Raw genomic sequence first — 13,294 nt, forward strand, 5'->3', positions numbered from 1 at the left:
AACGATTTGCCGTTACAGATAAATTGGAATGAGATAAATGACTTTTTGTCAGATTCCGGATATGGTGTAAATATGCCAATGGAGAATTGGTTTATGATGGATTGGGCGATACAGCCCTGTGTGGAGAATGGTATAAAAGAAGGAAAGTTTTCTATGAAAGGATTTCGAGTGTTACAAGCTTTAAGTAACGATATGAAACACATTTTTTATGATGTGAGGTTTAATTATGACCGTGGTCCGGATATAGAAGATAAAAATAGGAAGTACGAAGCCGTAAAAAAGGTGTTGGATACAAAATACGCCGGTTTGTCAGAAGAAGTACGGAAAAATATATATGACCAATTTGTTAAGATATATGAAAGAAAAATCTAATTACAATACAAAGGAGGAAGCCGTTGGTTTTTTAATGAATGAAACTAATCTTACATATGAAGAATGTTCTAAAGCCAACGATTTCCATATTAGACTAAATAAGAAAAATTAATATACAATTCCAGTTTATAGAGTTAAAAAATATAAGTTAAGGAGGCATGTATTATGAAAAAAGTAATCTATCTGCTTGTATTATGTATGGTGCTGGGAATGGCTGGATGTGGAACGAATCAAGAAAATAAAGAACCTGTGTCTGGAAATGTGTCCGTAGAAACAGAAAATAAAGAAAATGATGATGTAGTACAAAATGAGCAAATAGCAGATACTGGCTCATATCCTCCATGTGTTATGGTTGATGGTGTTATATATAAAGACACAGGATATGTAGCGTCAATGCCTGGTTGTGGAACAATGGATGGAGAAATTGTGTCAACAGTGGCAGGGACAGAGTTACCATCTGAAAATAATCAATCAAATTTCGGAAGCGGATATCATTATCAAAGGAGTTCTGAAGGTCAGCTCATAGTAGTCATTGATGACGAACGAATCATATTTAGAGATATTGAAAAAGATGATACGTCTATTCCAATAGAGGTTATCAATTTTAATGCAAAAGTAAAAAAAATTACCGATGATGGAGAACTTCTTGTAACGCATGTGAGTACAGCTGAAGGCTTTTGTCAGATGAATGATGGAGAGTATTATGTATCGGCAGAAAATTTAGCGGAAGATGTTCAGGTGGGAGATATCGTTACAATATGGTTTAATGGAATGATTCAAGAAACATACCCTGCTCAATTGGGGGTAGTTTATAGAATCATTAAAACACAATAATTAGTCAAATTCCAGTTGATATTTCACATATTTTAGGAAATTTAATAACTGTTATATTTAATTATCAAATTCTTCGCAAACCCTTGAAAATACTAAGTTTGTAGCAAGTGAGCTTTCCCTTACTCTTTCCCTTGTGTTATATTCTCACATTGGTTTTCATGAACCTTAATATGGGAAAAAATAAGGGAAAGAAAATTTCATAACACAGTATAACAATAACGACATGGTGAACTGATTGAAATGTTTTCGATATTTAACTCTATAACTGATTATTAAAAGAAAATGGAGATAAGATACGATGAGAACAATTTATGCAGAATACAACATAAATCACGATAGTATTGATGTTTACACAAGTGCCGGATATATGCTTCGCATTGATTGCTGGAAAGCTGAAAAAAATCTAAAAACCACATACGGATCAGAATGTGCGCTTACTTCATTGGCTGTGGATGAGCCTTTGGAATATGCAAGATTATATCTTGAGGGTAATTTACAGATGTGGGTAGATGCAGAAGACTCACTAGAGTTATAATCCTTATCCATATAAATAATATGCAAATATATATCCCATCAATATAGCGAATATACTGAAATAAAAGTATCTTTATAATCAATTTTAACCAAAAGAATATGTTCTTAGAGGAGGTGTCTCCCGAAAGAACATATTCTTCTATTATGGGTAATTATAAATATAGAACATGCTTTTCTTGTGCTACAATTTCTTCACTATGAGTTACAACAATAACTGTTTTTCCCTGTTCACTTAACTCATGCAATATATTCATAACAATCTCACTATTTTTTTTGTCTAAGGAACCAGTTGGTTCGTCTGCTAATACAATCGAACATTTCTTTAGCATTAAACGAGCTAACGCAACTCTCTGCTGTTCGCCACCAGATAATTGATAGACTTTTTTGTTAATTACTTTCTGTAAACCAACTTTTTCAAGAGCTTCATTTATTGAAATATCCGTTCTACCTGATTTTTTTATTATTTCTAGATTTTCTTTTACTGTTTTGTTTTCCAAAAGGGCAAAATTTTGAAATAAAAATCCAACAACTTCTTTGAAATATTTCTGCTTTTTTCCTTTTTTTGCCACATCAAAACCATTCACAATAATAGAACCTTTGTCAGGAGTTTCAATACCTCCAATCATATTAAGTAAAGTACTTTTTCCGCATCCACTTTCGCCACTAATTACCAAAAAACGGCTATCTGGAATTTCCAAATGAAAATTTTTGAACAAAATTTTATCATTATATGCTTTGCATAGATTTTCAATTGTTATCATAAGCAACCTCCTTTTAATGATTTCGGTATGTTTGTTTTTTCAACAATTGTGATATTAAAGAAAATAATTGTAAATTCTATTAGTGCCATAAATGAACTAACAAGAATGCTAATTCCTACTTCAGTCTGTACCGATAATAAAGAATAGATAAGCATACCTACTAATATCACAAAATTTTCCACTACAATCATTTTAAGAAGTGTTTTGTGCCGTTCAAATAAACTATATCCAAAGATTTTCATCAAGGAAATTTTCATTGCATTTTCTCGGAACTCTAGTCTACTTACTGTAACAATAATCATAATATTTAAAAGCAATACAATCGTACAAAGAGAACTTAAAAATCCCACGAGTTTTATTAAAAATGTGTGATTATATAAATACTGTTCATGTACGTTTGTAATTACTAGCTGATAATTTCCAAGCATATCTTCATACTTTTTGCTGATATTTCTTAGCTGTTTTTCATCACATTGAAATAAAACTGCTCCTGCTTTATAGCTTTCAAGATACCCACCATTGACTGCTAAATCTTTGTTTGCCTGATAAATAATTATCGGATTTTTGCTTTTTTCGATACCATTTATTCTACTTGTATCTAAATAGGAAAAGTATTCTGTTTCGCTATACTCTATGTACTGAATATTTAATTGTTGTAAATTATCATGATTTAAAACATGGCTCAAGGAGTCATAGGCTAATTGCTTGTTTTTAGCAAAATATCTATTCTTTGGAATGAAAATAATCAAATCAGAAGATTCATTCTCTACTGCATTTATCTGCTTCGTAAAACCTTGTAACATATCTTTTGCATGATTATTTACATATATCACATCATTTTTATCATTTAAAATATTCAAGCATATTACAGGCTTTAATGTGTTATATTCATTCTTGTATAGTTTATTCCAAAAAGCTTCTTCTTTTTCAGCATTAAAATCAGTAGTCTTTACGGTAAAATAATTTGCATCATAATATTCTTCTAACAAATGTTCATTTGTAAATAGGTTATTATGAATACTACTAATATTAGTGGTAATTGTAAAAACAGCGGCTACCCCTGCTATAAATTTTAACGAATAAATTAAAAAATCCACTCCTCTTTTGTGTGTTGCATTTGCGAATGCCTTTCTAATATCAAAAAAGCAAAAAGAACAATATGGAATAGTGGAAAGAATAATTCCAATGGAATATAAAATTGTGACGAGTCTATTCTCATATGCTCCCGATATATAATTTGACAGCAATATTTTTGCAACAATAAATAATGCAATGTCAAAAGTTACATCGAATAAAGCAGCCTTAAATGCTATGAAACCAGCACTTTCTCCTAAGGAAACTCGTACAACAACCTCTTTTTTTCGCCTAACCACTTCAATTACATTTAGAACAATCATCAATGCAATAATCATACCCCATATAATAAAAATCATGTCCTTTTCCGTAGAATTCCAATATTCTGGATAAGTTAAGCTATATTTTTCTGATAATTTCTGATATGCAGAGATAATATTGTCCTCATTTCCTATGTATGAGATAAAGTTTTCATAACCCACAGAGGTACTTTGCAATTCTGAGAGATTATGAAATTTTACTTTCGTAATTCCGGAAACTAAAGCGGTATATTCTGATTCTTCTATGTTTGCAGTATTTTTTAATGTTTGTCTGATTACTTTATCATCGCCATAAATATGAAGTGTTGAAAGGTATTTATTATTGATTTCATTGTACTGAGAAAAAATATGTACATCATTCTCCGTTGCAGTTTCTGATACATCTTTCAGAAACTGCGACATATCTTCACTAGCAACTTCATAGCGTGATGACGTAAAATATGCTGTAGAAAAGTTCCAAAGCTGATCTTGAAATATTTCAGATTGCATAAGTATTCCAAAAATCAGGAAACAAAACAAACATAAGTTTTTAATTGCTTTCATTTATTTCAACCCCAGATTCCATACTTTATTTGCTTTTTCAAATATCGTAGTCAATATTGTGCTATTTTCATCAACAATCCATTGATCTTCTTGATCTTCAGCTTTTTTGCTACTTGACAACATAATTTGAGTATTCAAATCCTTATAGTCATTAAATAGCACGCCTTGACTTATTCCTTGGTGAAATGGTTTTATCCAAATAATTAGTGCATATCGAACATCTGACTCAGCTATCGCAAGATTTCCATTCCAAAGCAAATAATCAGGGACAGACACACTATACTGGAATCCATCTTTATCTGTGTAAATTTTTACTCCAGATTCTTCTATTTCAGGGAAGTCTTTCTGAAATTCGTTATATGGTTTATAACTCCCGAAGTACCAAAATAAATTATAGCAACAGAACAAAATAACCAAAACAATTCCTATATATTTTATTTTTTTCTTCATTTATATACACTCCACAAAAAAGAGTGGTTGGAATTCCAACCACTCAGCCATTATCCCGAACCTTTGTTTAGTAGCTATTACCGTAGGTAATACTATTTCCTTTATGAGCAACCTCAATTTTAGACCAATTACCTTTACCAACATTTGAACCCGAAAAAGAACCATTTCCATTCTTGACATATGCGTAATGATCTTTAGTTGAATGATATGCGTGTGCATAATCTTCATTAATAGCAAGAGTATTATAACCATAAGTCAAAACACCTTTTCCGTCATCAGATGTAGTGCTCAATTCCCACTTTTTATCAAATGTCTTATTCCCGTTTGTAACAGAAAATGCCATTACTGGAATTGATGAAGAAATTAACATTGCACTAATAGCTACCCCTACAATCACTTTCTTTGCTCTCATAAGTTTTACCTCCTTTGATCTGCTGTATTTCTATTTATATTTTATCAAATATTTTGTATCAAGTCAATCAGTATCTTGACTTATATAGCGTCGATTGTAAGATATATTCCTTGTAAAATTAACCAAAAGAACAACAGATTTATTGATAATGCTTTTTTAATTACTTCTCCAAAATAAATGATGACAGCCGCACTTGTCAGTATCATCAGTAGGGTAATAACATCCCAACAGTTTTTCTTATATAATTCTATAACCTTTATTTCTATCAGTATTGCCAGTATCCCTGTCCCTGCCACACATATTCCAACAACCAATATCATCAATAACCAATATATGATTCCGGCTATAATCTCATTTGGAATTTTTGTGCTGATTTGTGCCACAGATTGCCCGGCATCAATCGTCCAACCGATAAAAGTTTGTATGAATGATGCTGCATCATGGAAGAATGATTTGCAATCGGAAAGGAACACATCTGACTGTACTGCCTGAAAAAGAGTGGTTGTCAGCGAATACCATGCAAGAAGGAACAAGGTTGTTTGGAACATTACCGTTTTTGCTTTATATTGTCCTGCAAGTTGCTCTTTTTGTGTTTCGTATCTTGCTTTTGCATTCTGATAGGCTGTCCGGTCACAGGCTTCGCATTTTTTATAGAGTACCGGCTTTTCTACCGGTATCTCTACGATTTTCTGATGTGTCCGGGCATAATCCCGTTGTTGTGTTAAGCATCGTATTTTATCTTGACATTCCTCTATCGTGACGTTTGCGCTTCGCAGCTTCTCTTTCTCGCTCCGCAATGCTCTGTCTGCCAGCTTCAAGTCGTTCTTTAATGCTTGAATATTCCCGGCTCTGTTCTCTTTGTTTAATTTCTCGTTCAAGGTCAGAGATTCGTTGAGCTGCGTCTTCAGTTCCACGATAAGCTGGTCTTTCTGTTCCAACTCTTCTTGTATCTCCTCGGTCAAGAGCAGAAGTTCTTCCAACTGTTCGGCGTTCTTTAATTCTCTGGATTCGTTCATCTATATCACGTCCTTTCTCTACCTGCTGTTCCAGTTCAGCAATTCGGTGTTCTGTTTCAGTAATAAACTGTTTTCGCTGTTCAGCTTCTGTGCCAATATCTGCCATTGCTGATTTTCGTTTTCCAAAAGTTCTATCTTCGTTTTCTGTTCTTCCATCTTGGAAAGTAGTTCCTCGGTATTTGGCAAAATGTTGAGCAGCTCGGATAACTCGCTGTTTAATTTTTGCAATTTCTGATTCTGTTCCTGCATAAGAGAGAGTTGGGTGTCCCGGTTCTGCATTTCCAGAAGCATTTCTGCCATTAAGGTCTGCTGTTCTTCGATTTGCCCAATCATGGACTCCATTAAGGGTATAATTTCCCGGCTTTCTTCTAATGTCATTTAATCGCTCCTTCCATAATGATAATGCACCTGATACTTTCCCAAAGGTGTCCAGTATCTTTTGCAATAACGTGTTTTGTTGTTTTATGATTTGATTTTCCGCTACTTTCCACGAACCTTTTATTTCCTGCCCGGCAAGAAACTTTTGTTCAATCTTTCTTGCGTCAGCACCTTCATGGATGGTAGGAATCTGGAGTTTTCCCTGCTTTTCGTAAGAACGGTGATCGACCTGATTATGCAAAGGCAGATGTTCATTACACACCTTTGCCCACTCGCTCCGCCACAGTTCACAGTTTTTTGGATTGTTCCATCCCGTAGCATCGGTCAGTACCCGTTTCCATTGCAGGCGGTTTCTTGCACCAATCTTCTGGATTCCGTTTTCATCTAATACAGGGATACGGATTCCATGACGGTCAGGGTTTTTCTTATCCTGCCACCAGTTCGGATGGGATTCATCAATCACGATATTTCCGCTTTTATCTCTGACAAAATCCCAATCTTTGACTTCTTTCTTCCCCCAAGAATGATCCGGGTTAAAAGGGCGCATTGTCAGAAGCAGATGGACATGAGGATTGCCATCCCCTTTGTCGTGGATACTCCAATCAGCACACATTCCCTTATCCACAAATGTTTTTTTGATATAGTCGGCTGTATATTGAATCTGTTCCTGTCTGCTCCATTCTTTGGGGAGGGCAAATTCAAATGACCTGCCAAGTTGGGCATCTGCACTTTTTTCAATCTTCAATACCTCATTCCATAACCGTTGTTTCTGAAATGTGATTTTAAATTTTTCTAAAGCAGCTTCTTTATCTTCTGACCTTTTGTATCGGACAGATTTTTGAAAGCGTTTTATATTTTCTTCTGGTACTATCTGCCATTCAGGAGGTGCGTTTTCGCACATCATCAGACTGGTGTAGACCACTTCTTTTTTAGAAGTGTAATAACTGATTCGCCCGGTTTCCTCGTTTTTCATCACATCCCCATTGAGATATGCGGAAGCGGAGATAACAGATTTCCCTTTACTTCGTCCGACTATTTTGATTGTGTAATGAAAAATCGCCATGTCTGGATTCCCCCTTTCTGCACATCCGGCATAGATTTCCGGCAACATTGCTTTCAGTTTTAGAAAAAGCAGTATTGCCGGAACGCCCTCTGCGTAAGAGTGCCCTGCGCATAGCAGCCTGCATGGAATGCGCCCCTCTGGCGAAGAGTGCCTCCTGCGGCATGAGCAGGTCTGGCTGAAAGCCCCGCCGACGGAACGAGCCCGGCAAGCGTGAGCGAAGACCGGTTGCCACTTGTGGCAAACTTATTGGGACGACCTCTGGTTGTCCATAAGTGCGCCCTTCATGAAAAAGCAATGAAGGGAATGAAAAACTCATCCCCCCCCGCCATTACACTTCCTCCATATCGGTATGTGTTTCTTTCTGCATTGCCTTTGAAAAAAATTTCCCATTGGCTTCCTGCTTTTTCAGAAAACCAATCAGCTTTGGGATGTCCTCTTCCTCGATAGGCGCACCGAGAACGGATTCCACCGCACCGCCAACCTGACAGAGCCTATGGGTTCGTTTTTTACTTTCTTCGGCTTTCTTTCGTTTCAGAAGTTCTTTCTTCTGTGCTGCATATCGTTTTGCTTTTTCAAGGCTTTCCTGTTCCTTCTTTTCCATTTCAAGCATTCGTTCTTCATAACTTTTTGTTGATTTTGCCATGATTACATTCCCCTTTCTTTTACAAACATAAGTTCTCGGTTGCGTATCAGAAGAAGCACATGGTATAATCTTCTTGCGTGTAGGTATATCATGGCTTCGGTCTGATAGAACCTTTGGCGGTTTCTTTGGAAGCCGCCTTTTTAATTTGCCGCAGTTCTTGTTACGGCTTTTACATTTCCTCTATCCCTCAAATCACGACCTTCATTCGCTTCCATAAACATTTCCAGAATATCGGTTTTAATCAGGACTTTGCGACCAACCTTTAATACTGGAAGTTTCTTCCATTCTACAAGCTGTCTTAAGGTGTTTCTGCCGATTCCCGTATAGTCAGCAGCTTCTTCGATGGATAATGCAATTTTTCTTTGCGTCATATAATCACCTCCTTATAAATTGCATTATGCAATTCTTGTGATGTAAGTATATCCTTTTCATATCTTTTTGTCAAGCGTTACGAAATATTAAAAATAATTTTTAAGTTGCATATTGCAATTACAGAAAAACAATGCTATAATTCATACATACCGAAAAAGGAGGCAGTCAGCATGAAAGATAAAGAACTACGCAAGCTGATAGGCAGCAGAGTAAAACAGCGCCGTCTGGAATTGAATCTGACACAGCCTTATGTCGCAGAAAAGATGGGTGTTACCGCTTCTACAATCCTGCGTTATGAGAATGGTTCGATTGACAATACGAAAAAAATGGTGCTGGAAGGTCTTTCGGAAGCACTCCATGTATCTGTGGAATGGCTCAAAGGGGAAACAGATGAATATGAAACCGACATTACGGATAAGAGAGAGTTACAGATTCGTGATGCGATGGGAGATATTCTGGAACAGTTACCGCTTGCCCTTACCAAAGAAGAAGATGCTTTTTCAAAAGATTTATTACTGCTGATGTTAAAACAATATGGTCTGTTTTTGGATTCCTTCCAGTTCGCCTGCAAAAACTTCAAGGGGAATGCTGGTCAGACGGATATTGCCAAAACAATAGGGTTTGAATCGAATGATGAATATAATGAGATTATGTTCTTAAGGGAAATCACTCACACCATCAATGCTTTTAATGAGATGGCAGACGTTGTAAGGCTCTATTCCAAGAAACCAAAAACAGCAGAACAAAGGCTTGCAAATCTTTTATCAGAAGTCTTATACGAAGATTCCGAATCGGTATAGTAAGACAACCGGAGTTATGATATACTTACACGCACGAAGCATTTCATCAGTTCCGATTGTCTAATATCGAAGGAGACATACGATTATGGCAAAAGGATCTGTAAGAAAAAAAGGAAAGAAATGGTACTACCGCTTCTATGTAGAGGACGCAAGCGGCAATCTTGTTCAGAAAGAATGCGTTGGAACAGAAAGCAAAAGTGAAACTGAAAAGCTGCTCCGTCAGGCAATGGATGATTATGAGAAAAAGAAATTTGTTGCCAAAGCGGAAAATCTCACAGTCGGACAGCTTTTGGATGTGTGGGCAGAGGAGGAATTAAAAACAGGTACGCTCAGCAATGGTACGGTGGAGAATTACCTCGGAACAATCCGAAATATCAAGAAACACCCATTGGCAGAACGGAAACTGAAAAATGTAACCTCTGAACATTTGCAATCCTTCTTCGATTTGTTTTCCTTCGGGGGAGTTCATCCCGACGGAAAAGAGAGAAAGGGTTACAGCAAAGATTATATCCATTCTTTTTCCGCAGTCATGCAGCAGTCCTTCCGTTTTGCAGTATTTCCAAAGCAGTATATTACGTTCAATCCCATGCAGTATATTAAACTGCGGTATCAGACGGATGAAGTGGATTTGTTTTCCGATGAGGATATGGACGGAAATGTCCAACCAATTTCACGAGAAGATTATGAAAGATTGCTTGCTTATCTGCAAAAAAAGAACCCAGCCGCAATACTTCCAATCCAGATAGCCTATTATGCCGGGCTTCGTATTGGAGAAGCCTGCGGTTTGGCATGGCAGGACGTAAATCTGGAAGAACAATGCCTTACCATAAGACGCAGCATCCGATATGATGGCTCAAAGCGCAAATATATCATCGGACCAACCAAGCGGAAAAAAGTAAGGGTTGTTGATTTTGGAGATACACTGGTAGAGATTTTCCGTAATGCCCGGAAAGAGCAGTTAAAAAATCGAATGCAGTACGGAGAACTTTATCACACGAACTACTACAAAGAGGTCAAAGAGAAAAACAGAGTGTACTACGAATATTATTGTTTAGACAGAACAGAGGAAGTCCCGACAGATTATAAAGAAATTTCTTTCGTCTGTTTAAGACCGGATGGTTGTTTGGAACTTCCAACTACTTTGGGGACTGTTTGCAGAAAGGTGGCAAAAACATTAGAGGGATTTGAAGGCTTTCATTTCCACCAGTTACGTCACACCTATACAAGCAACCTTTTAGCAAATGGAGCTGCCCCAAAAGATGTGCAGGAATTGTTGGGACACTCAGATGTCAGTACCACAATGAACGTCTATGCTCACTCCACAAGAGATGCGAAACGAAAATCAGTTCGGCTTCTTGATAAAGTGGTGGGCAATGACTAAAAATTTCCCTTATTTCCCTTGTGATTATCTCATAAGGGCAAAAATAAGGGAAACTACATATCATTTCACTAATGGACAGGCGGGAAAGCCTATAAAATGGGGAAAGTTAGAGGAATAATTATATAAAGTCCAGTTTGTAGGGAACAACAGATAAGACAATTTTATAATAAAACAGCGTCAGAGCATTTATGTGTAAAAAGCATGAATGCTCTTTTTTGTGCATTTATGGATAAAGAACAGGAAAGCAGCTTTTGGACAAGTTGTCCAGAAGTTCAAATAAAAATGAAGGAGGACACCTGATGTATAGCAAAAATGGTATTCCGTGGGTAAGACCACCCACACATGACAGAAAGCACAAAAAAGCAAGGGGAGAGGAATTGGGATAAGCATGAATGTATTTGCAGTAGTGAAAGAAAATGTCACTGCAAGGCAGGTGGCTATGCAGTATGGCATCAAAATCAACCGGAGTGGGCTGGCTTGTTGTCCGTTTCATAAAGACAAGACTCCCAGCATGAAGATTGATAAGAGATACTATTGTTTCGGCTGTGGAGATACCGGAGATGCGATAGATTTTGTGGCAAAATATTTCGGGCTTGCACCAAAGGAAGCTGCAATGAAGATTGCATCTGACTTTGGACTGAATTATGACGCAACCAACCGGGCACCACCGAAAAAGATGGCACCAAAGAAAACACCGGAGCAGATACTGGATGAAGAGCAGAAGCAGTGTTTTTGTGTTCTGTCAGACTATTATCATCTGTTAAGGAAATGGAAAACAGAATATGCACTGAAGAGCATGGATGAGGAATGGCATCCCTGCTTTGTAGAAGCTCTGCAGAATATCAGTAAAGTGGAATATCAGCTTGATACTCTCCTTGAAAAGGATATCCCTGACAGAGCTTCTGTTGTTTCTGACACTGGAAAGGGGGTGAAGTCGATTGCAGGAAGAATTGAAGAGTATCGGAGAAGTCAGGGCGATGCTGGAGAGCACAGAAAAGGGAGAAGTCAGGAAAACAGTCGGTAACTATCGTCTGATTTTGATGAATGACCCTAATCTGCAGGGTGCATTCCGTCTGAACATGTTTACGGATAAAATCGACATTACAAGGGATTTGGGATGGTATCGTGAAAGCGACAGCCTGACGGATGTTGATTTGAAATTCCTTGTTGTCTACCTTGAAAAGCATTATGGATTATCCAACGAAAAGCGGATTGAGGATGTGATAAAGGTCGTGGCAAATGAAAACAGATACCATCCGGTTCTTGACCGCATCAATTCCATAACATGGGATGGCAGGGAGAGGATACGCTATGCACTGCATCATTTCTTAGGGGCAGAGGTCAGTGAGTACACCTATGAGGTAATGAAGCTTTTTATGATAGGGACGATAGCAAGAATTTCATGCCCGGGCATCAAGTTTGAAGTAATGCTCTGCCTGGTAGGTGGTCAGGGAGCCGGTAAATCCACTTTTCTGCGTTTCCTTGCCATGGAAGATGACTGGTTTACGGATGACTTGAAGAAAATGGATGATGATAATGTATACCGAAAAATACAGGGGCATCTGATTATAGAGTTCCCTGAAATGGTGGCAATTCTCAATGCCAAGAATGTGGAAGATACCAAGTCCTTTATGAGCAGACAGAAAGACACTTACAAGACCCCATACGACAGGCATCCCAAAGACCACAAGAGGCAGTGCGTGTTTGCCGGTTCATCAAATTCGCTGGATTTCCTGCCTATGGACAGGTCGGGAAACCGAAGATTTCTGCCTATTCTTTGCAATATGGAAGAGGCGGAAACTCATATACTCGATGATGAAAAGACATCAAGGGAATATATCGACCAGATGTGGGCAGAGGCTATGGAAATCTACAGGAGTGGCAAATGCCAGCTGAGGCTTCCGAAAGAGATGGAAAAAGAGCTTTGTGAGTATCAGAAGCAGTTTATGCAGGAAGATACCAAGAAAGAGCTGATTCTTGACTATTTGGAGCATTACGAGGGAAGCATGGTATGTTCAAGGCAGTTATATTCTGAGGCATTGGGAAATGACGGAAATCCGGCACAATGGGAAATTCGTGAGATTAATGACATTATGAATAACTGCAGTGATTGGATTGCCTTTAGTAATCCAAGACATTTTCCTGAACCATACCGCAGGCAGAAAGGATGGGAGAAGCCTGACAACAGAGGTCAGGATTTTCAACCGATAACCAAGGAGCAGATGGAGCAGTTATCATTGCCACCGGAGTGGATGGAGAGATAAATGCCTGATAGGTTGTCGGCTGGTTGTCTATCCCGTTGCCAACCCCGTTGTCGGTTCTATGTTCTATAAAACCTTAT

General features: G+C 37.6%; 14 protein-coding genes and 1 pseudogene. 7 read left to right on the forward strand and 8 right to left on the reverse strand.

The genetic code is table 11. The features are described from left to right. From DW959_RS09075 to DW959_RS09085, 3 genes and pseudogenes are all read left to right on the forward strand, one after another. Positions 1–372 (forward strand): annotated as a pseudogene (locus DW959_RS09075) (hypothetical protein); the annotation flags it as partial. Positions 373–537: 165 nt separating this feature from the next. Beyond that, positions 538–1,206: a hypothetical protein gene (locus tag DW959_RS09080; protein WP_117808631.1), complete on the forward strand. Its 669-nt coding sequence runs from the start codon at positions 538–540 to the stop codon at positions 1,204–1,206. A 298-nt stretch (positions 1,207–1,504) separates the two neighbouring features. Then, a complete protein-coding gene (locus DW959_RS09085) occupies positions 1,505–1,741 on the forward strand; it encodes a DUF6061 family protein (protein WP_004843528.1) in 237 nt (78 codons plus the stop codon). 151 nt (positions 1,742–1,892) lie between these two features. On the opposite strand, the gene DW959_RS09090 is transcribed toward DW959_RS09085, so the two are convergent. From DW959_RS09090 to DW959_RS09130, 8 genes are all read right to left on the reverse strand, one after another. After that, positions 1,893–2,501 carry an ATP-binding cassette domain-containing protein gene (locus DW959_RS09090; protein ID WP_005608342.1) on the reverse strand — a complete coding sequence of 203 codons (609 nt, stop codon included), beginning with the start codon at positions 2,499–2,501 and terminating at the stop codon, positions 1,893–1,895. Then, entirely contained in the window at positions 2,498–4,438 is a 1,941-nt protein-coding gene (locus DW959_RS09095) for a DUF1430 domain-containing protein (RefSeq protein ID WP_005608344.1), read from the reverse strand. Before DW959_RS09095 ends, DW959_RS09090 begins: the two co-directional genes overlap by 4 nt. Next, entirely contained in the window at positions 4,439–4,888 is a 450-nt protein-coding gene (locus DW959_RS09100; protein WP_004843525.1) for a hypothetical protein, read from the reverse strand. Between the two features lie 67 nt (positions 4,889–4,955). Beyond that, entirely contained in the window at positions 4,956–5,300 is a 345-nt protein-coding gene (locus DW959_RS09105; RefSeq protein ID WP_008402210.1) for a hypothetical protein, read from the reverse strand. 80 nt (positions 5,301–5,380) lie between these two features. Further along, a complete protein-coding gene (locus tag DW959_RS09110) occupies positions 5,381–6,097 on the reverse strand; it encodes a DUF6040 family protein (RefSeq protein ID WP_182430072.1) in 717 nt (238 codons plus the stop codon). Next, complete coding sequence (locus DW959_RS09115) at positions 6,036–7,757, reverse strand: MobA/MobL family protein (protein ID WP_040893156.1); 1,722 nt, start codon at positions 7,755–7,757, stop codon at positions 6,036–6,038. Before DW959_RS09115 ends, DW959_RS09110 begins: the two co-directional genes overlap by 62 nt. A gap of 328 nt (positions 7,758–8,085) precedes the next feature. After that, positions 8,086–8,400 carry a hypothetical protein gene (locus tag DW959_RS09125; RefSeq protein ID WP_005608351.1) on the reverse strand — a complete coding sequence of 105 codons (315 nt, stop codon included), beginning with the start codon at positions 8,398–8,400 and terminating at the stop codon, positions 8,086–8,088. A 140-nt stretch (positions 8,401–8,540) separates the two neighbouring features. Further along, positions 8,541–8,771, reverse strand: coding sequence for a helix-turn-helix domain-containing protein (locus DW959_RS09130; RefSeq protein WP_004843519.1), 231 nt, complete (start codon positions 8,769–8,771; stop codon positions 8,541–8,543). 171 nt (positions 8,772–8,942) lie between these two features. Between DW959_RS09130 and DW959_RS09135 the strand changes: the two genes are divergently transcribed. The 4 genes from DW959_RS09135 (at position 8,943) to DW959_RS09155 (ending at position 13,217) form a co-directional block, all read left to right on the forward strand. After that, positions 8,943–9,572, forward strand: coding sequence for a helix-turn-helix transcriptional regulator (locus DW959_RS09135; protein ID WP_005608353.1), 630 nt, complete (start codon positions 8,943–8,945; stop codon positions 9,570–9,572). A gap of 85 nt (positions 9,573–9,657) precedes the next feature. Beyond that, positions 9,658–10,953, forward strand: a complete 1,296-nt coding sequence (locus DW959_RS09140; RefSeq protein WP_118615948.1) for a tyrosine-type recombinase/integrase — start codon at positions 9,658–9,660, stop codon at positions 10,951–10,953. Between the two features lie 388 nt (positions 10,954–11,341). Then, on the forward strand, positions 11,342–11,977 hold the full coding sequence (locus DW959_RS09150; protein WP_118615950.1) for a CHC2 zinc finger domain-containing protein: 636 nt from the start codon (positions 11,342–11,344) through the stop codon (positions 11,975–11,977). Positions 11,978–11,993: 16 nt separating this feature from the next. Beyond that, positions 11,994–13,217, forward strand: coding sequence for a virulence-associated E family protein (locus tag DW959_RS09155; RefSeq protein ID WP_008402223.1), 1,224 nt, complete (start codon positions 11,994–11,996; stop codon positions 13,215–13,217). Positions 13,218–13,294: the final 77 nt, after the last annotated feature.

This window comes from Clostridium sp. AM46-21, from assembly GCF_003480025.1.
Classification (GTDB): Bacteria; Bacillota; Clostridia; order Lachnospirales; family Lachnospiraceae; genus Coprococcus; species Coprococcus ammoniilyticus.